The organism is Bradyrhizobium sp. Bra78, assembly GCF_024519855.1.
In the GTDB taxonomy this organism is placed as follows: Bacteria; Pseudomonadota; Alphaproteobacteria; order Rhizobiales; family Xanthobacteraceae; genus Bradyrhizobium; species Bradyrhizobium japonicum_G.
The window spans coordinates 263,803-283,404 of the sequence record NZ_JALJRE010000011.1 but is presented as its reverse complement, the minus strand read 5'-3'; the positions used below and the strand labels follow the sequence as shown (position 1 = coordinate 283,404).

Sequence of the window (19,602 nt, the reverse complement as noted above, 5' to 3'; positions counted from 1 at the left end):
CCCATCCACGCGGGACCACCGGATCACTATGACCGACTTTCGTCTCTGCTCGATTCGTAGATCTCGCAGTCAGGCAGGCTTATGCCATTATACTCGACGAACGATTTCCGACCGTTCTGAGCCTACCTTCGCACGCCTCCGTTACTCTTTGGGAGGCGACCGCCCCAGTCAAACTGCCCACCATGCGCTGTCCCGATCCCCGCTAAGGGGATGCGGTTAGATATCCATAACCATTAGGGTGGTATTTCACATTTCGGCTCCACCATGGCTGGCGCCACGGCTTCAAAGCCTACCACCTATTCTACACAAACAGTCACGAATACCAGCGCAAAGCTACAGTAAAGGTGCACGGGGTCTTTCCGTCTGACCGCAGGAACCCCGCATCTTCACGGGGAATTCAATTTCACTGAGTCTATGTTGGAGACAGCGGGGAAGTCATTACGCCATTCGTGCAGGTCGGAACTTACCCGACAAGGAATTTCGCTACCTTAGGACCGTTATAGTTACGGCCGCCGTTTACCGGGGCTTCGATTCAAGGCTTGCACCTCTCCTCTTAACCTTCCGGCACCGGGCAGGCGTCAGACCCTATACGTCATCTTGCGATTTCGCAGAGCCCTGTGTTTTTGTTAAACAGTTGCCACCCCCTGGTCTGTGCCCCCACTGCCCGCTTGCGCGAGCAATGGGCCTCCTTATCCCGAAGTTACGGAGGTAAATTGCCGAGTTCCTTCAACATAGTTCTCTCAAGCGCCTTGGTATACTCTACCAGTCCACCTGTGTCGGTTTCGGGTACGGTCTAATGTGGAGGCTATTTCCTGGAACCCCTTCGAAGCCCAACCAATCCATTAAGGTCGGACAACACACGGGATTCGTCACCATCCACTGGCTGCAGAATATTCACTGCATTCCCATCGACTACGCCTTTCGGCCTCGCCTTAGGGACCGGCTAACCCTGCGAAGATTAACTTTACGCAGGAACCCTTGGACTTTCGGCGACACTGTCTTTCACAGTGTTTGTCGTTACTCATGCCAGCATTCGCACTTCTGATACCTCCAGGCGCTCTCACGAGTCGCCCTTCGCAGGCTTACAGAACGCTCCGCTACCGCGTAGCCCTTGCGGACTACACCCTAAGCTTCGGCTCGTGGCTTGAGCCCCGTTACATCTTCGGCGCAGAAACCCTTATTTAGACCAGTGAGCTGTTACGCTTTCTTTAAAGGATGGCTGCTTCTAAGCCAACCTCCTGGTTGTTTTGGGATTTCCACATCCTTTCCCACTTAGCCACGAATTAGGGGCCTTAGCTGTAGGTCCGGGTTGTTTCCCTCTCCACGACGGACGTTAGCACCCGCCGTGTGACTCCCGGATAGTACTCTCAGGTATTCGGAGTTTGGTTGGGTTTGGTAAGACGGTAAGTCCCCCTAGCCCATCCAGTGCTCTACCCCCTGAGGTATTCATCCGAGGCGATACCTAAATATCTTTCGCGGAGAACCAGCTATTTCCCAGTTTGATTGGCCTTTCACCCCTAACCACAAGTCATCGGAGTCTTTTTCAACAGACACCCGTTCGGTCCTCCAGTGAGTGTTACCTCACCTTCAACCTGCTCATGGCTAGATCACTAGGTTTCGGGTCTAATACAACGAACTTGACGCCCTATTCAGACTCGCTTTCGCTACGCCTTCGCCTATCGGCTTAAGCTTGCTCGTTAAATTAAGTCGCTGGCCCATAATACAAAAGGTACGATGTCACCCAGAACGTATCTTGGGCTCCATCTGTTTGTAGGTGTCCGGTTTCAGGTCTATTTCACTCCCCTCGTCGGGGTGCTTTTCACCTTTCCCTCACGGTACTGGTTCACTATCGGTCGCTGAGGAGTACTTAGGCTTGGAGGGTGGTCCCCCCGCGTTCAGACAGGATTTCACGTGTCCCGCCTTACTCGTGGATACATCATCGCATTACTCGTACGGGGCTATCACCCTCTAAGGCCCAGCTTTCCTGACTGGTTCCGATTGTCTTTGATGTATCACTGGCCTGGTCCGCGTTCGCTCGCCACTACTAACGGAGTCTCTGTTGATGTCCTTTCCTCCAGGTACTTAGATGTTTCAGTTCCCTGGGTTTGCTTGAAACCTCCTATGTATTCAGAAGTCTCATACCTTCTCTTGATAACCGGAAATCCAAAACCTCTTCGATCGAAATCTAAAGGTCTGGCGTCTTCCATCTCTGGTTGAACTCCACACCACAGTCTTTCGACTGAGGTCTTGGAGTTCCGGCTATCGAAGGTGGGTTTCCCCATTCGGAAATCCATGGATCAAAGCTTCTTCGCAGCTCCCCACGGCTTATCGCAGCGTAGCACGTCCTTCATCGCCTCTCAGCGCCAAGGCATCCACCGAACACCCTTAAGGCACTTGATTGCTCTCATTATCAATGTCCACACACTCGGCAGAATGTTGTCTGTACGATTGCCTTACGGCGCGCGCCCTCGATGAACGCTACGTACAGCCGGACAATGATTAGAAAGACCAGCTTGCTTCGTAAGATCGTTCCGATAGCGAGGCGGTCAAGCTTCGCTAAAAGGATCATTTACAACTCGCATGTCCTACAGATGCAGCCTTGTGAGCTGCCTTGAAAGACGCACGAGCGTCGAAATGATCCGGAGATAATGAAGTATCGCGTAGCAATTGCTTGCTGCACGATCCAACTCGGATCGATCTCCTCTTTACGATGTCAGAAATCACGCACGTCACTGTCCATCCGGACTAGTGGGTGCGAAGTGATGTTTCGCGGACGACGGTTGAGTTGTCGGTGATCAAACCATCTGGTGGAGCCAGACGGGATCGAACCGACGACCTCATGCTTGCAAAGCACGCGCTCTCCCAGCTGAGCTATGGCCCCGTAACCAGAAGACGAAGCGCCTCTTAAAAGTCCGGCGTCGCCATGCAGGCTATGCCGGACACACTCCGCTTCATGTCTTGCGTGGCGGTGCCACGCGAAGCCATCGGCGAAGCGTGGTGGGCCTGGGAAGACTTGAACTTCCGACCTCACGCTTATCAAGCGCGCGCTCTAACCAACTGAGCTACAAGCCCCTAACGCATATCCAGTCAAGGACCAGGGATCTGCAAGGTTGCAGCCCCAGCGCGTGTTCGTCCGCGAAGAAAGAGAAACGTAGACGGCGAAATCCCGCCAATGCAGCTCAACGATCCTGACGACCGTTGGCCACTGATGTTTCTAAAACGGTTCGATAGAAGCAAGCTTCTGAAGAACCATCCTTAGAAAGGAGGTGATCCAGCCGCAGGTTCCCCTACGGCTACCTTGTTACGACTTCACCCCAGTCGCTGACCCTACCGTGGCCGGCTGCCTCCCTTGCGGGTTAGCGCACCGTCTTCAGGTAAAACCAACTCCCATGGTGTGACGGGCGGTGTGTACAAGGCCCGGGAACGTATTCACCGTGGCGTGCTGATCCACGATTACTAGCGATTCCAACTTCATGGGCTCGAGTTGCAGAGCCCAATCCGAACTGAGACGGCTTTTTGAGATTTGCGAAGGGTCGCCCCTTAGCATCCCATTGTCACCGCCATTGTAGCACGTGTGTAGCCCAGCCCGTAAGGGCCATGAGGACTTGACGTCATCCCCACCTTCCTCGCGGCTTATCACCGGCAGTCTCCTTAGAGTGCTCAACTAAATGGTAGCAACTAAGGACGGGGGTTGCGCTCGTTGCGGGACTTAACCCAACATCTCACGACACGAGCTGACGACAGCCATGCAGCACCTGTGCTCCAGGCTCCGAAGAGAAGGTCACATCTCTGCGACCGGTCCTGGACATGTCAAGGGCTGGTAAGGTTCTGCGCGTTGCGTCGAATTAAACCACATGCTCCACCGCTTGTGCGGGCCCCCGTCAATTCCTTTGAGTTTTAATCTTGCGACCGTACTCCCCAGGCGGAATGCTTAAAGCGTTAGCTGCGCCACTAGTGAGTAAACCCACTAACGGCTGGCATTCATCGTTTACGGCGTGGACTACCAGGGTATCTAATCCTGTTTGCTCCCCACGCTTTCGTGCCTCAGCGTCAGTATCGGGCCAGTGAGCCGCCTTCGCCACTGGTGTTCTTGCGAATATCTACGAATTTCACCTCTACACTCGCAGTTCCACTCACCTCTCCCGAACTCAAGATCTTCAGTATCAAAGGCAGTTCTGGAGTTGAGCTCCAGGATTTCACCCCTGACTTAAAGACCCGCCTACGCACCCTTTACGCCCAGTGATTCCGAGCAACGCTAGCCCCCTTCGTATTACCGCGGCTGCTGGCACGAAGTTAGCCGGGGCTTATTCTTGCGGTACCGTCATTATCTTCCCGCACAAAAGAGCTTTACAACCCTAGGGCCTTCATCACTCACGCGGCATGGCTGGATCAGGGTTGCCCCCATTGTCCAATATTCCCCACTGCTGCCTCCCGTAGGAGTTTGGGCCGTGTCTCAGTCCCAATGTGGCTGATCATCCTCTCAGACCAGCTACTGATCGTCGCCTTGGTGAGCCATTACCTCACCAACTAGCTAATCAGACGCGGGCCAATCTTTCGGCGATAAATCTTTCCCCGTAAGGGCTTATCCGGTATTAGCACAAGTTTCCCTGTGTTGTTCCGAACCAAAAGGTATGTTCCCACGCGTTACTCACCCGTCTGCCGCTGACGTATTGCTACGCCCGCTCGACTTGCATGTGTTAAGCCTGCCGCCAGCGTTCGCTCTGAGCCAGGATCAAACTCTCAAGTTGGACTTGAACTTTGAACCGGCTGATCACAACGTTTGACGAGGTCCCACCATTTTTCATCGACCGAAGTCGACGAGCTGCCCGCGATTCACATCGCTGGCAACGATGGTGTAACCTTAAAACGTGTACCGCCGAAGTCTTTCGTCCCCTCTCAGAACTCAAAAGCCGAAGCTCTCAAGTATTCCGAGAGGCGCAAGGACTCCGCCGTCCACGTTTCTCTTTCTTCATCTTCACTTGTCAAACAGCCCGGGACCAGGAGGCCCCAACCTTCCGTAGAGGAAGGGTTCCGACACCCTTACCGACGATGGATGAACTCCAATCGACTTACGTCGACTGTTGTGTCACTCAACAAGGTGAGGAGCATCAGTGGCGCGTTCGCTCGCCTTGGTCAGTGACCCGGCGGCGCCGCGCTCAGTGGTCGGGTTATAGGCCCCACCCATCGGGATTGTCAACGCCCATTGTCAACAAATCGTCGCACGGTGGATCGTTGATAAAATTCATGCGATTCCAGTTGGTTAGGAGGGGCCTGGGCGCGCGATCCGGGCCGGCGCGGTGAAAAAATCCAAAAAAAGTTTGGCCTCCATGGGGACTCCGGAGGGGCTCCGGCGGCGGCTTGCAGCCCCCTCCCGAGGGGAGCCCTCGCGCCCGGCCGTTCAGGAAACTTTTTCCATATTAGGCGCCGTACTTGAGCCACAATCCCGCGGCGTTCTGGTAGAGACGAAGCTTGAATCGCAGGGATGCCAGTGGGGGCTGCCTGCGGTTTGCGTGGGGTCCGAGGAAGGCGATCATACGATGAAGCGGCCTTCTTCAGACATTCGAGAGACATCGAGAGATCTTTTTCCGCTTAGCTGTTCGTAATTTCGGCCGGCCCGTCATCAGGGCCTTCGGACCGCGGACGCCTGTGCGGCTTTCCTCTTTCCAGCGATGCCCCCGAAGAGGGCAGCCTGGGGAGGGGTTCGAAATCGGGCTCTTGGGTCGTTGATTGGGGGACTTGGGTTGAACCACAGGACGTCACGCGGCGCTTACGGGCGTGAGACCGGGATCATCGATCTCGGCCACGAGCCGCCGCTGTCCGTCGACGGTTCTGAAGCTGCCGTCATCGATCGCCGCCGCGTCTCCGTGCAATGGTTCAGCGGGACAATCCTGACCGGACTTTGCGGCGCAGCCCTGATCGGCGGCGCCGTTTTCGCATCACTCGACGGCGAGATGACCTTCGCCAAGGTGCCCGAGCGCGTCGAAGGCGCGCTGCGCGGCGCATTCGGCGCAGCCGACCGCGCCGCCACCCTGCACAAGAGCGACCGCCTGCCGCCGCCGAGCGAATCCACGGCCTCGCGCAACATCGTGCGCGTCTCCACCGTCGCGCGCGTCGGCAATCGCGACGTGATGCGGGTGCGTCCCTTCGTCCGGATCGCCGGCAATCTGTCGATGACGACAAGCGATCTGTCGGCCAAGATCCCGCCGTTCAACGCCCAGCGCATGCTCACCGACGTCGGCTCCGATCCGAAGACCGCATCCGACGATCCCAACAATCCGGAAGCGGTCGAACCCGACGCCGAGGTCTCCTTCGTCACCAAGGACCTGTCGTCGGTGCTGCCGAAGGCCAAGATTTCCGCGGTGGTGGCGCTCGACGACATCCTGATGCGGGTGCGCGACGCCGCCAACTGGCGCGGCAATGGCGGGGTGCGCTACGCCTCGCTTGCCAATGCCGCGGCCGACATCTCCGGCACGACCGGCCCGTCCGACATGAGAAGCGCCTACGCCAGCGAAGCGTCGCCGTCCGATCCCTATGCCGGCTTCGAGACGCGCGTGGTGCCGGAAAACGTCACGCTGCTGCCGAAGACCAAGGAGCAGATCACCGGCGGCAATCCCAACGGCGAACGCGTCCACGTGGTCAAGAAGGGCGACAGCGTCGCCGGCGTGCTGCGCGATCTCGGCGCCACGGCTGACGAGATCAAGGCGATCGCCGCGACGCTCGGGCCGCGCGGCCGCGACGGCGGCCTCAAGGAAGGCGAGAAGCTGCGCATCCTGATGGCGCCCTCAAGCCCCGGCGCAAGGCTGCAGCCCTACCGCGTCGTCATCGCCAACGAGACCATGGTCGAGGCGATCGCGGCGCTGTCCGATCTCGGCAAATACGTCGCGGTCGACGTCTCCAGCATGAACACCGTCGCCGACGCTGCGGCCAACGCCAACAGCGACGACGATGACGACGATGACGGCACCGGCGTGCGGCTCTACCAGAGCATCTACGAGACCGCGATGCGCAACAAGGTGCCGATGCCGGTCATCGACGACATGATCAAGATCTACTCCTACGACGTCGACTTCCAGCGCAAGGTGGCGCCGGGCGACTCGTTCGACGTGTTCTACGCCGGCGAGGACGAGGGCGTGACCGCAAGCGAGAAGAACGAAGTGCTGTTCGCCTCGCTGACGGTCGGCGGCGAGACCAAGAAATACTACCGCTACCAGAGCCCCGACGACGGCGTCGTCGACTACTATGACGAGACCGGCAAGAGCGCGAAGAAGTTCCTGGTCAGGAAGCCCGTCAACAACGCCATCATGCGCTCCGGCTTCGGCGGCCGCCGCCATCCGATCCTGGGCTATGTGAAGATGCACACCGGCGTCGATTGGGCGACCGCCTACGGTACGCCGATCTTCTCCGCCGGCAATGGCGTGATCGAAAAGGCCCAGCTCGAGGGCGGTTACGGCAAATATATCCGCATCAAGCACAACAACGGCTACGAGACCGCCTACGGCCACATGTCGGCCTTCGCCAAGGGCATGGAGCCGGGCAAGAAGGTACGGCAGGGCCAGGTGATCGGCTTCGTCGGTTCGACCGGCCAGTCGACCGGACCGCACGTCCATTACGAAATCCTGGTCAACGGCCGCTTCGTCGACCCGATGCGCGTAAAGCTGCCGCGCGGCCGTTCGCTGGAAGGCCCGATGCTGGCCGGCTTCGAGAAGGAGCGCGACCGGCTCGACGGCATGATGAGCGGCCGCGGCGGCGCCATCGCCCGGATGTCGGACGCAACTGGCGGCCCGTTGCAAGTGACGAACCGGTAAACTCCGGAGGGGCGGTCGGCTCTCTCGAGCCGACCTCGCTGCACCCACGAGAAGCATCGCAGGCGCGCGTCGATCGCTTTCGTCAAGCCAGCAAAGTGAAGCCGGCGACGCTCCTGGAGCACGACGTCATCAGGCCCGCCAGCCGATCCGATGACGGGCACCGTCGCGAACGACACCAACAACGGTGTGATCCAGTGTCAAACGAAAGCCGTGGGCTTCAGCGAGAAGAACAGCACTTGCAATCCATTTGCCTCGTAGTGCTGTTGAAACGATCCAATGCTGAAGTTCTGCGCGAACGCGGCGTGACCCGAGCTGTTCGAAAATATCTGAGTGGCATCGACACTGCCACTCGTCTCGCCGACGATGCCGGTATGTCCATGGTTTACGCCGACAGTGGGAGCGATGATCACATCCCCTGCCCGAGCGTCTTTTTTTGACTTCAGCCGGGTATGGCCAGCTTTCAGGGCTTCGAACAACCCATCGGTGCCCAGCCCGTTGTCACCATGTCCTTCGGTGGAAATGGGCTTGCCGAGAGCAATACGTGCAACCTCATTCACGGCCCAGGCACAAGCCAGATTGCCGTTCTGCGTGCCCGGCACATTGCGCGTGCTGTGGCCGACGAACGCTCGCGCCGCCGCGAACATTTTAGCCCGTGCTTCGCTGCTGGTCGCAGGCGCCGTACCCGGAGGCCCCGAGATGATCGATGGATCCTTGCGAACGGCCTTGTTCAGTTCGCCCGCCACGGCATCCGGGATATCAGGTCCCGCTTGGACCGGAAGAACGACGGTATCGTTAAGGATCGCTTGGGCAACCGCTCCGCCAACGCTCCGCAACAGGCTTTGACCGCCATCGTCCGAACCGACAAGGTTGATCACCCAATAGAGCGTATCTCCATAGGCGGTCACAACGGCCAGGCTTTGAGCCATGTTCGCGGGCAGGATTGCAGCACTGACGGCTCTGATGTCGATTGCAAGCGCCGGCGGTGTCTCGGGCGCCGCTATTTGTGCTCCCTCCGGCATCGGAATTCGCAGCGTGCAGTTGTCATCCGTGTCCAGGTGGAGCGCGTGCGCCAGGCCGGGCGAAAGATCAGCAATGCGGCCTGTTGCAACGTTGGGTCCCCAATCCGCCGGACTTGCCGTGACCGACTTCCCGTTTGCGGACACCGTGACCGTGGCCCCGCGCAGGAAGTCTTGCGGAGTAACGGAATAATCCCAACGGCATGCAAGATAGTTGAAGCCCGGGTTGAGGCGTCGCGCGAGTCCGGTCGTGCCCTGCGGTTGCGCGTCGAGGAAAAGCCCGGCAGGTGCCGTGCCAGCGTTCGCGGCATCGTAAATTGCCAGCCCCTCGTTCGCGCCAACCCCCATATCCTGCGGGCCACCGAAGATCGACATCTTGCCGCTTATGATGACGCTCGTTTGCGGACCGGGATCAATGAAGGTGGCTTCAACCGAAAACTTGCCTTTGGAATCATTGATAGCCGTAACGATATTGGCACCGTCTTGTGCAAAACTCTTGACGATTGCCTTGAGGCTCTCTTCCGGAACCTCATTCATAACCTGTATTTCTAAACTCATTTCATTGCCCTCGACGAAACGTGGCCTACAATTTCCCGGCCGCCTTGAGCTGTCCCACGACATTCTGCCGTTGAGTGGCCAATTCCTTGCTTTGCAGGAAGCGCGTGAGATCGCGCGGCGTACGCAACGGTTGACCGGTCGCCGGGTCGGTGATTTGCGCCAACAACGGCGCAAGCTGGTTCACTCGATCGGCATCACGTTCGCCAGTTCCATTGGGATCGAGGAACTTCATAAGAATAACGGTCGGATTATCGGGCCCGAAGGTCGAGGAAATTCGGGTCGCTTTCGGGACAGTCGCGCTCGGCGCTGTCATGTTGCTAACGACAACACCCCTCTTCGCCGCCGCCGGGGCGTCGCTGTGAACGAGCGTCGTCGTGATGTTGATGGTTGCCTCGATAGTGGTGGGCATGCACAGGCGGAGATAATTACGCAGCAAATAGATCGCCGTCGGCTGATCCGGCACCGCCCAGTCTTGAATCTTCTTCCGATATTCTCCCTGGGAATCATAGACCACTTGCTGGATCGTCGACTGGTTCACCGCAATGAGCAGGCGCGAATTCCAATTCGCATAGGTTGCGCTCGCAAGCCCGAACGCCGCCGTCACAATATTGAGTGCGTCCGGATTCGATCCTGTCACGGTCATGATCGTATGGACCGCGGTGTTGACCGCCGATATTTCCGCCAAAATCGGCTCGCGGTCGCGGCGTTTCGCGTCGATCCACAACAGGAAGCCGTCGCACCGTTGATCGATGTCGTTCATGCCGGCTTGCACGAAACCTCTCCAGTCGCCTCCGCAATTCTGGCCGGCCTGACTGCAGATGAACTGAATATATTCGTTCAGGAGTTGCGCCTGCCTCGCTGCGTCGGGCGAATACAGATCGGCACCAGCACCCTCGGTGATGTAGCGCCGTTCCGTGACCGGATCGCAGGCCGACACGGTCAACGCCGTGAAGACGCACGCCACAAGTCGCAGCAACACGGTTCGCAATGGGAAACGCACATTCGATCTATCGCCGACGCGTGACCGGCCAGCCGCGCAGAACCTCGACGCCAACACTTCACTGACGCTACGCATCGACGCAATCCCATTAAATAATTATTGGGGATTGTGGCGAGTCTTGAGCAGATTGTTCAAGTGAATTTATGCACGCTCTCAGAGAAAGCGCAGGGCGTGTTCTATTTATAACACACCGCCCTTGCGTGCGCCGGAGCGACACAGCCCTCGGTTGTGCCATTGGCCCTGCATACGGTGCGAAAAATCTACCGCGTTGTCACGCGAGGCAGATTGCTCGCATTGCGTGTACAAAAAAACCTCCCCGCATCGCGGGGAGGTTTGGACAGCTTCAGTTCGTCGTTTCGCGAAATCAGTTCAGCTTGCGCTTCGTCACCGGCGCCTCGAACTGGGCGATCTCCGCAGTCTGCGGCGCCTTGCCGTTGAAGGTCAGCACGTTGCCTTCGGAGGAGATCGCAACGCTGTCGCCATCCCTGACGTCGCCAGCCAGGATCATCTCGGCCAGCGGGTCCTGGAGGTGGCGCTGGATCACCCGCTTGAGCGGCCGGGCGCCGTAGGCGGGATCCCAGCCCTTGGCGGCGAGCCAGTCGCGGGCCGCGGTGTCGAGCGTCAGCACGATCTTGCGATCGGTCAAAAGCTTCTGCAGCCGCGCGAACTGGATCTCGACGATCCGGCCCATCTCGTTCCTCTGCAAGCGGTGGAACAGGATGATCTCGTCGACGCGGTTGAGGAACTCGGGGCGGAAATGCCCCCGCACCATTCCCATCACCTGCTCGCGCACGGCCGAGGTGTCTTCGCCCTCCGGCTGATTCACCAGAAACTCCGAACCGAGGTTCGAGGTCATGATGATCAGCGTGTTGCGGAAATCGACGGTGCGGCCCTGGCCATCGGTCAGGCGGCCGTCGTCGAGCACCTGCAACAGGACGTTGAAGACGTCGGGATGCGCCTTCTCGATCTCGTCGAACAGCACGACCTGGTAGGGCCGTCGCCGCACCGCCTCGGTGAGCGCGCCGCCCTCGTCATAGCCGACATAGCCGGGAGGCGCGCCGATCAGCCGCGAGACCGAGTGCTTCTCCATGTATTCGGACATGTCGAGGCGGACCATCGCGGTCTCGTCGTTGAAGAGATACTCGGCGAGAGCCTTCGTCAGCTCGGTCTTGCCGACGCCGGTGGGGCCCAGGAACATGAACGAGCCGGTCGGCCGGTTCGGGTCCTGCAGGCCGGCACGCGAGCGGCGCACGGCGGTTGCGACCGCACGCACGGCCTCGGCCTGACCGACGACGCGGGTGCCGAGCTGCTCCTCCATCTTCAGGAGCTTCTCCTTCTCACCCTCCAGCATCTTGTCGACCGGCACGCCGGTCCAGCGCGAGACCACCTGCGCGATGTGGTTGGCGGTAACAGCCTCCTCCATCATCTCGCCGGAGTTTTGCGTGGTATTTTCCTTGGCCTCGAGGTCCGCGAGCTGCTTCTCGAGCTGCGGGATCCGGCCATAGGCCAGCTCGCCCGCCTTCTGGAATTCGCCGCGCCGCTGCGCGTCGGCGAGATCGACGCGCAGGGCGTCGAGCTCGGACTTCAGCTTCTGGGCGTCGGAGAGCTTGTTCTTCTCCGCGCTCCAGCGCGCGGTGATCGCCGCGGACTTCTCCTCGAGCTCGGCGAGCTCCTTCTGGAGCGTTTCGAGACGGGACCTGGAGCCGAGATCGCTTTCCTTCTTGAGCGCCTCCTGCTCGATCTTGAGCCGGATGATCTCGCGATCGAGCGAATCCAGCTCTTCCGGCTTGGAATCGACCTGCATCTTCAGCCGCGCCGCCGCCTCGTCCATCAGGTCGATCGCCTTGTCGGGCAGGAAGCGGTCCGTGATGTAGCGGTTGGACAGGGTCGTGGCGGCAACGAGCGCGGAATCGGTGATCCGCACGCCATGGTGCTGCTCGTACTTGTCCTTCAGGCCGCGCAGGATCGAGATGGTGTCCTCGACCGTGGGCTCGCTGACGAAGATCGGCTGGAAGCGCCGCGCCAGCGCCGCATCCTTCTCGACATGCTTGCGGTATTCGTCGAGCGTGGTCGCGCCGATACAATGCAGCTCGCCGCGGGCGAGCGCCGGCTTGAGCAGATTGGAGGCGTCCATCGCACCGTCGCCCTTGCCGGCGCCGATCAGCGTGTGCATCTCGTCGATGAACAGGATGAAATTGCCCTCGCTGGCGGTCACTTCCTGGAGCACGGCCTTCAGCCGCTCCTCGAACTCACCGCGATATTTTGCGCCCGCAATCAGCGAGCCGAGGTCAAGCGAGAGCAGCTTCTTGTCCTTCAGGCTCTCCGGCACGTCGCCATTGACGATGCGCAGCGCGAGGCCCTCGGCGATGGCGGTCTTGCCGACACCGGGCTCGCCGATCAGGACGGGATTGTTCTTGGTCCGCCGCGACAGCACCTGGATGGTGCGGCGGATCTCCTCGTCGCGGCCGATGACCGGATCGAGCTTGCCGTCGCGCGCAGCCTGGGTCAGGTCGCGGGCATACTTTTTCAACGCGTCATAGGCGTTCTCGGCGGTCGCGCTGTCCGCGGTGCGGCCCTTGCGCAGCGCCTCGATGGCGGCATTGAGGTTTTGCGGGGTGACGCCGCCCTTGGCCAGAATCGCGCCGGCCTCGCTGGTCTTCTCCAGTGCGAGCCCGAGCAGCAGCCGCTCGACGGTGACAAAGCTGTCGCCGGCCTTCTCGCCGGCCTTTTCGGCGGCGTCGAAGGTACGAGCGAGCTCGGGCGCCAGATAGATCTGCCCAGCACCGCCGCCGGAGACCTTCGGCACCTTGCTCAGGGCGTCCTCGGTCGCCTTGAGAATTGCGCGGGAATTGCCGCCGGCGCGGTCGATCAGACCGGCAGCGAGCCCCTCATTGTCGTCCAGCAGCACCTTCAGGACGTGCAGGGTCGAAAATTGCTGGTGCCCCTCGCGCACAGCAAGCGACTGCGCGGACTGGATGAAGCCCCTGGAGCGTTCGGTATATTTGTCGATGTTCATGGTCTTTTCTTTCCCTCGGCCTGCCCTTGGAGCCCTCTAAGGCACTCCAAACGGCATCTTCACTGGGTTTCCGCTGGCCGCGTTGACGTTCCTCAACCGGCAACGGTCGTTATCAGCCGGCGCTGGCGCCGGCCTGACCCTGATGTGGGAAGCGTGCCCTCGGATCGGAAGAGGCGAGTTCACAATTTCGTGCGCGAATCCGCGTGCTTGGCGGGGCGCCGCCGAATCCCTTAAGTAGCGGCATGACACCTGACGCAATGACGGCCCGCCAGACCGCCGAAATCACCGGCCTTTACCGCTACCCGATCAAAGGCCTGACGCCGGAGCCCCTGTCCCGCGTCTCCCTGCGAGCCGGCCAGACCCTGCCCGCCGACCGCCGCTACGCCATCGAAAACGGTCCCAGCGGCTTCGATCCCGAACAGCCGCAGTGGAAGCCGAAGATCCAGTTCCTGATGCTGGCGCGCAACGAGCGGCTGGCTTCACTCGACAGCCGGTTCGAGGACGCGACCAACCGCCTGACCATCCGCAAGGACGGCCAGATCGTCGCCAGCGGCGATCTCGAGACCGCCGCCGGGCGCGCCGCCATCGAGGGTTATTTCAGCGAGAACTTCCAGCCGGAGTTGAAGGGCCCGCCCAAGGTCCTGTCGGGCCGTGACCACAGCTTTTCCGACGTGGCCCGCAAGGTCGTCTCCATCATCAATCTCGGCAGCGTCCGCGCGCTCGAGACCATGCTCGGCGGGACCGCAGTGCACCCGCTGCGCTTCCGCGCCAATCTCTACGTGAAGGGCTGGCCGGCCTGGTCAGAGCTCGACCTGGTCGGCCAGACCCTCGCGATCGGTCAGGCCCGGTTGCGAGTGGTCAAGCGCATCGTCCGTTGCCCGGCCACCAATGTCGATCCGGAGACCGCAAAGCGCGACCTCGAAATCCCGCCGACACTCTCGCGCAATCTCGGCCACATGGACTGCGGCATCTATGCCGAGGTGATCGCCGACGGCGAGATCGGCGTGGGGGATGCGGTCGCGGTGGAACAGCCAAAGCTGGTGTGAACGAGCGACGCTGGCTCCACGCATTCCGTCATTGCGAGGAGCGATGCGGCGAAGCAATCCAGACTATTTCCGCGGAGGGATTCTGGATTGCTTCCGCCTTCGCCAAAGGCTTCGGCGGACAAGTCGCTTCGCTCGCAATGACGAGGCAGCACCGTCAATTCGGCATCACATACGCATAGATCCGGCCGCGCGAGACCGGGGCCTCGCGGACGCGGTTGCCGTTGTTGCCGGAGATCATGATCGGATTGCCCTGCGCGTCGATGCCGGTGATGATGCCGACATGACCGCCCCGCCCGCCGCGCGACATCACTGCGATGGCGCCGACCTGCGGGCCGGAGACGCGCGTGCCGTAATGCGCGAACGAGTTCGCCATGTCGGAGCCGGTGCCATGGTGGCCGGTTTTCTCAAGCACCATGTTCATGAAGCGCGCGCACCACAGGCTGCCGCGCCCGGTCGGATTGCCGCCGACGTAGCGGCGTGCCTCAGACACGAGGCCCGATCCGCCACCGAAGCTGCCGCTGCTCATGGCGTTGCTGGCCATCCCAGTGCTATCGCTCCTGGCTATCACACCGCCATCGCTCTTGGCCATTCGACGGCTGGCGCGCGTCGTCATTCCAACGCTGCCGCTGATGGTCATTCCACCGCTGCCGCCCATGATCATGCCGCCGCTATTGGCGGTCGGGTCATAGCTGGCAAAGCTGTTGCCGAATCCGCCGGCCTGCAACTGCGCGGCGCTGCGCTCGAAGCGCGAGCTGCGCGCAGTGTGCCGATAATGATGGTATCTGCTGACGTGATGCGCGTGAGCATGTCGCTCTGCGCTATGACGGTGAGGCCGTGCCGAGGCCGGAGACGAGAACGCGGCGGCCGCCGCGAAGAAGAGAGCCAGCGCGACAAGGCAGCGCGACAGGCGAGACGCAAACAACTCGAACATACTTCATCCTTCGTTGACACCCCACTTCCCAGTCGGCCCGTGCGGCGGCCGACATCCGTCTGGCCGTTAAGCCGCCGGATGTGGCGAGAAAAAGACGCCGCGACGGCGAATGGCTGCGATGATTTTGTGCCGATGCTCGTTCGATGCTGCCGCATTGCGGACAACAACATTAACTGCGATCTTCAGGATGCGGCTTGAAGAGAGGGAAACAGTTAATGCCCCACGCCACGACGAGGGACGACGTCCGTATCTATTTCGAGGAAACGGGTCAGGGAACGCCGATTATTTTTCTGCACGAGTTCGCGGCCGACTACACCAATTGGGAGCCGCAAATGCGTTACTTCTCGCGCGGCCACCGTTGCATCACCTATTCCGCGCGCGGCTACACGCCGTCGGACGTGCCTGATGGCGAGGTCTACAGCTACAAGCATTTCTACACCGACGCGCTCGCGGTGCTCGACCATCTCGGAATCGAGCGCGCGCATCTCGTCGGTCTCTCGATGGGCGCATACTCATCGCTCCAGATCGGATTGAACGCGCCGCAGCGCGCGCTGTCGATGACGCTGGCCGGAATCGGCTCCGGCTCGGAGATCGAGAACCTCGACGCCTGGCGCAGGCAGTGCCGCGCCAATGCCGAGCAGTTCGAGACGCTCGGCTCCATCGAAGTCGCAAAGGTCACACGCGAGGCGCCGAGCCGGATTCCCTTCCTGGTGAAGGATCCGCGCGGCCACGCCGAATTCTACGCCGCGCTGGCGCGCCACGACGCCAAGGGATCGGCGCGGACAATGCGCGGCTTCCAGGGCGGCCGCCCCTCGATCTACACCATGACGGAAGCGATCAGAGGCGCCGCGACACCGGCGCTGATCATCTGCGGCGACGAGGACGATCAGTGCATTGGGCCGAGCCTGTTCCTGAAGAAGCACCTGCCCGCGGCGGGGCTGGCGATGCTCCCGAAGTCGGGCCACGTGCTCAACCTGGAAGAGCCCGCGCTGTTCAACGAGAGCGTGGAGCGATTCGTGGCGCTGGTGGAAGCGGGACGATGGCCGGTCCGCGATCCACGGTCGCTTGCGGCGCATTAGCGCGAAGGCGTCACCTGACTATTTTCCTTGCCCGCGCGTGAGCAAAAACACGCCCTGCTCGCCGAACAGATTCCACACCCACCATGGCAGCCGCAGCCGCAGCGGACGGCCGTAGAGATCGAGCGCTTCGGCGCGCTCCATCTTGACACCGATGGCGTCGCAGAGCTCGATGAAATCCTTGATGGTGCAGAAATGGATGTTGGCGGTGTCGTACCAGCTGGCCGGCAGGTTCTCGGTGCGCGGCATGTGGCCGCCGATCAGTAGCTGAAGCCGCATCTTCCAGAAGCCGAAATTCGGGAACGTGACGATTGCGCGGCGGCCGATGCGCAAGAGGTTCTCCAGCACGACCTTGGGCTGCCGCGTCGCCTGCAGCGTCTGCGACAGGATCACGTAGTCGAAGGCGTCGTCGGGATAGTTGACGAGGTCGGTATCGGCGTCGCCCTGCACCACCGCGAGGCCCTTGGCGACGCAGCGGTTGACGCCCTCGCGCGACAGCTCGATACCGCGGCCGTCGATGCCGCGGGTCTCCAGCAGCTGGAGCAGATCGCCCTCGCCGCAGCCGACGTCGAGCACTTTCGAGCCCGGCTTGACCATCTCGGCGACCAGCACATGGTCGGCGCGAAAATCACCGGGCTGCCCGGTCGCAACGCCGCCCAGCGGCAGCACCTCCTGTACGGACATCGCTAGCCGTCCTTGTCCTTGAGCCCGCGCGCCTTGCCCGCCGATTGCAGGAAGGCGCGGGAGATGTCGAAGAATTCGGGCACGTCGAGCAGGAAGGCGTCGTGGCCGCGATCGGTCTCGATCTCGGCGAACGAGACCCGCGCGCTCGACGCATTCAACGCGTGCACCAGCGCGCGCGATTCCGAGGTCGGGAACAGCCAGTCGCTGGTGAAGGAGACGACGCAGAAGCGGGTCTGGATGCCGGCGAACGCTTTTGCCAGCACGCCGCCATGGTCGGCGGCGATGTCGAAATAGTCCATCGCGCGGGTCAGGTAGAGATAGCTGTTGGCGTCGAAGCGCTCGACGAAGGACGAGCCCTGGTAGCGCAGATAGGATTCGACCTGGAAGTCGGCGTCGAACGAGAAGGTCGGCAACTCGCGGTCCTGCATGCGCCGTCCGAATTTGCGATGCAGCGCCGCGTCAGAGAGATAGGTGATGTGCGCGGCCATCCGCGCCACGGCGAGCCCGCGGTGCGGGTGGATGCCGTGATCGGCATAGCCACCACTGTGCCAGTCGGGGTCAGCCATCACGGCCTGACGGCCAAGCTCGTGGAACGCGATGTTCTGCGCCGAGTGCCGCGTCGAGCAGGCGATCGCCAGCGCGGAGAACACGCGACCCGGATAGGCCGCGGTCCATTGCAGCACCTGCATGCCGCCCATCGAGCCGCCGACGACCGCGAACAGCGTGTCGATGCCGAGCCGGTCGATCAGCATCGCCTGCGCGCGCACCATGTCGGGGATGGTGATGACGGGGAAATCGAGGCCCCAAACCTTGCCGGTCGCCGGATTGATCGAAGCCGGACCGGTAGAGCCCATGCAGCCGCCGATCACGTTGGAGCAGATGATGAAGTAGTGTTGAGGATCAAGTGGTCGGCCCGGACCGACCAGGGTCTCCCACCAGCCGGGTTTGGCAGTGACCGGATGGACGTTGGCGACATGCTGGTCGCCGGTCAGCGCATGGCAGATCAGAACAGCGTTGGAGCGATCGGCGTTGAGCACGCCATAGGTCTGGTAGGCGATCTGGAACGGGCTGAGATCGACACCGCAATCGAGCCGCAGCGGCTGCTCGATACCGAACTGCGCGACCTGCGAGCTCGGATGATCGACCTCGTGCGACCGCTCGTCGGCAGTGATCGCGGGACTCGGAATTGACTGGACGCCAACCATCTGACCATCGACCTCGTTTGCGATCGTAGTGGCGACCGCATTGACATCAGGCCATGAAAAACCCGGCCTGAACGATAGGTTCGGCCGGGATCGAAAGGGTCCCCGGCCTGTTTAGCGAGTTTTTTAACGTGGCTGCAAGCCGGCCGGCTCAAATGACCACGGAACATGCAAAAGTTACCGTCCCGGGCGGTTTTCGTCAAGTCGCGGCCCGGATCGACCAAATTCGCCTCCGAAGCGACAGCCGAAAAGGCGCCAATTTCTCTTGCATTTCTCTTTGCTTTCGCCGTTCCGACTGCCTAATCAGGACATCGACCGCAGCGGTAGCGGCTCGACCGATCCGCACTGGAAAGCCTCTCAACAACCCTCGCAACAGCCCTTGTCAGACATGTCCCAACGTCCGCCCGCGCCACCATCATTGCAGGAACTGCGCAAGGAGATCGACGCGATCGACGAGAGCATGCATCGCCTCTTGATGCAGCGCGGCGACATCATCGACCGCCTGATCCAGGTGAAGCAGACCCAGGAGGTCGGGTCGGCGTTCCGCCCGGCGCGCGAGGCCGCCATGATGCGCGACCTCGTCCAGCGTCATCGCGGCATCCTGCCGCTCGACACGGTCGAAAGCATCTGGCGCGTGATCATCTCGACGTTCACCTATGTGCAGGCGCCGTTCTCAGTGCATGCCGACATCTCGGTGAGCGAGCCGGCGATGCGCGATTCGGCGCGATTCCATTTTGGTTTTACGGTGCCTTACGTCGCGCATTTCAGCGCGCAGGCGGCGGTCGAGGCTGTGGCGAAATCCAAGGGCGACCTGGCGCTGGTCTCGGCGACATCGAGCCGCACGCCGTGGTGGCTGTCGCTTGAACAAGCCGGTGCGCCCAAAATCATCGCGCGCTTGCCCTTCGTCGAGCGCGCCGACCATCCGGCGGCGTTGCCGGTGTTCGCGGTCTCGCGCGTCGCCGACAGCGCCCTGGTGACGGAGGTCGAGACCTTCAGCGTGCGCGTCTCCGGGTGGAATGCCGAGGTCGCGCGTGCCCTGTCGCCGCTCGCCGAGATCGTGGCGGTGCCTGATACCGCCTTCGACGGCGCGGCGTTGCTGGTCTCGGTCACCGCGGCCAGCAGCCTCGACAAAATCAAGGCTGCCCTGATCGAAGCGGGGGCCTCGGTGCGCTCCACGGCCCTCGTCGGCAGCCACGCAACGCGCTATACGGTGCCCCCGACCGGGTCGAAATCGTAAATCGCGAACCGCTTAAAGCTACTTCCGGAGT

The 19,602-nt window shown here is 61.2% G+C and carries 10 protein-coding genes, 2 tRNA genes, 2 rRNA genes and 1 riboswitch; of the genes, 4 read left to right on the top strand and 10 right to left on the bottom strand.

Annotation, left to right across the window (positions count from 1 at the left end; genetic code table 11):
* The 4 genes from OC450_RS24645 to OC450_RS24630 all read right to left on the bottom strand — a co-directional run.
* A 23S ribosomal RNA gene (locus OC450_RS24645) occupies positions 1–2,400 on the bottom strand; the annotation flags it as partial.
* A 405-nt stretch (positions 2,401–2,805) separates the two neighbouring features.
* Positions 2,806–2,881 (bottom strand) — tRNA-Ala (locus tag OC450_RS24640).
* A gap of 114 nt (positions 2,882–2,995) precedes the next feature.
* Positions 2,996–3,072 (bottom strand) — tRNA-Ile (locus OC450_RS24635).
* A gap of 187 nt (positions 3,073–3,259) precedes the next feature.
* A 16S ribosomal RNA gene (locus tag OC450_RS24630) occupies positions 3,260–4,748 on the bottom strand.
* Positions 4,749–5,741: 993 nt separating this feature from the next.
* Between OC450_RS24630 and OC450_RS24625 the strand changes: the two genes are divergently transcribed.
* Entirely contained in the window at positions 5,742–7,805 is a 2,064-nt protein-coding gene (locus tag OC450_RS24625) for a M23 family metallopeptidase (RefSeq protein WP_211381255.1), read from the top strand.
* Between the two features lie 197 nt (positions 7,806–8,002).
* Here OC450_RS24625 and OC450_RS24620 read toward each other — a convergent pair whose 3' ends face one another.
* The 3 genes from OC450_RS24620 to clpB form a co-directional block, all read right to left on the bottom strand.
* A complete protein-coding gene (locus OC450_RS24620; protein ID WP_211381254.1) occupies positions 8,003–9,379 on the bottom strand; it encodes a hypothetical protein in 1,377 nt (458 codons plus the stop codon).
* Between the two features lie 25 nt (positions 9,380–9,404).
* Positions 9,405–10,454 carry a hypothetical protein gene (locus tag OC450_RS24615; RefSeq protein ID WP_211381253.1) on the bottom strand — a complete coding sequence of 350 codons (1,050 nt, stop codon included), beginning with the start codon at positions 10,452–10,454 and terminating at the stop codon, positions 9,405–9,407.
* A 289-nt stretch (positions 10,455–10,743) separates the two neighbouring features.
* Positions 10,744–13,395, bottom strand: coding sequence for an ATP-dependent chaperone ClpB (gene clpB / locus OC450_RS24610; RefSeq protein ID WP_211381252.1), 2,652 nt, complete (start codon positions 13,393–13,395; stop codon positions 10,744–10,746).
* 257 nt (positions 13,396–13,652) lie between these two features.
* Here clpB and OC450_RS24605 point away from each other — a divergent pair, with 257 nt between their 5' ends.
* On the top strand, positions 13,653–14,441 hold the full coding sequence (locus tag OC450_RS24605; protein WP_211382383.1) for an MOSC domain-containing protein: 789 nt from the start codon (positions 13,653–13,655) through the stop codon (positions 14,439–14,441).
* 154 nt (positions 14,442–14,595) lie between these two features.
* On the opposite strand, the gene OC450_RS24600 is transcribed toward OC450_RS24605, so the two are convergent.
* The gene (locus OC450_RS24600) at positions 14,596–15,372 is read right to left on the bottom strand and encodes a TIGR02594 family protein (RefSeq protein WP_262048836.1); all 777 of its coding nucleotides are present in this window, start codon (positions 15,370–15,372) and stop codon (positions 14,596–14,598) included.
* Positions 15,373–15,587: 215 nt separating this feature from the next.
* Here OC450_RS24600 and OC450_RS24595 point away from each other — a divergent pair, with 215 nt between their 5' ends.
* On the top strand, positions 15,588–16,451 hold the full coding sequence (locus tag OC450_RS24595) for an alpha/beta fold hydrolase (RefSeq protein ID WP_262048835.1): 864 nt from the start codon (positions 15,588–15,590) through the stop codon (positions 16,449–16,451).
* Positions 16,452–16,469: 18 nt separating this feature from the next.
* Here the strand turns inward: OC450_RS24595 and metW are convergent, their stop codons facing one another.
* Together metW and OC450_RS24585 are read right to left on the bottom strand one after the other, a co-directional pair.
* Positions 16,470–17,132: a methionine biosynthesis protein MetW gene (metW, locus tag OC450_RS24590; RefSeq protein ID WP_211381249.1), complete on the bottom strand. Its 663-nt coding sequence runs from the start codon at positions 17,130–17,132 to the stop codon at positions 16,470–16,472.
* A gap of 2 nt (positions 17,133–17,134) precedes the next feature.
* Positions 17,135–18,337 (bottom strand): homoserine O-acetyltransferase, encoded by a 1,203-nt coding sequence (locus OC450_RS24585; RefSeq protein WP_211381248.1) that lies wholly within the window; start codon positions 18,335–18,337, stop codon positions 17,135–17,137.
* A gap of 90 nt (positions 18,338–18,427) precedes the next feature.
* A riboswitch (SAM riboswitch) is annotated at positions 18,428–18,507 on the bottom strand.
* A 215-nt stretch (positions 18,508–18,722) separates the two neighbouring features.
* Between OC450_RS24585 and OC450_RS24580 the strand changes: the two genes are divergently transcribed.
* Positions 18,723–19,571, top strand: coding sequence for a chorismate mutase (locus OC450_RS24580; protein ID WP_211381247.1), 849 nt, complete (start codon positions 18,723–18,725; stop codon positions 19,569–19,571).
* Positions 19,572–19,602: the final 31 nt, after the last annotated feature.

What these genes read in the sequence shown, in the direction of transcription:
- OC450_RS24620 (WP_211381254.1), bottom strand. Translation starts at nt 9,379, where the DNA reads ATGAGTTTAGAAATACAGGTTATGAATGAGGTTCCGGAAGAGAGCCTC.
- OC450_RS24615 (WP_211381253.1), bottom strand. Translation starts at nt 10,454, where the DNA reads ATGCGTAGCGTCAGTGAAGTGTTGGCGTCGAGGTTCTGCGCGGCTGGC.
- clpB (WP_211381252.1), bottom strand. Translation starts at nt 13,395, where the DNA reads ATGAACATCGACAAATATACCGAACGCTCCAGGGGCTTCATCCAGTCC.
- OC450_RS24605 (WP_211382383.1), top strand. Translation starts at nt 13,653, where the DNA reads ATGACGGCCCGCCAGACCGCCGAAATCACCGGCCTTTACCGCTACCCG.
- OC450_RS24600 (WP_262048836.1), bottom strand. Translation starts at nt 15,372, where the DNA reads ATGTTCGAGTTGTTTGCGTCTCGCCTGTCGCGCTGCCTTGTCGCGCTG.
- OC450_RS24595 (WP_262048835.1), top strand. Translation starts at nt 15,588, where the DNA reads ATGCCCCACGCCACGACGAGGGACGACGTCCGTATCTATTTCGAGGAA.
- metW (WP_211381249.1), bottom strand. Translation starts at nt 17,132, where the DNA reads ATGTCCGTACAGGAGGTGCTGCCGCTGGGCGGCGTTGCGACCGGGCAG.
- OC450_RS24585 (WP_211381248.1), bottom strand. Translation starts at nt 18,337, where the DNA reads ATGGTTGGCGTCCAGTCAATTCCGAGTCCCGCGATCACTGCCGACGAG.
- OC450_RS24580 (WP_211381247.1), top strand. Translation starts at nt 18,723, where the DNA reads ATGTCCCAACGTCCGCCCGCGCCACCATCATTGCAGGAACTGCGCAAG.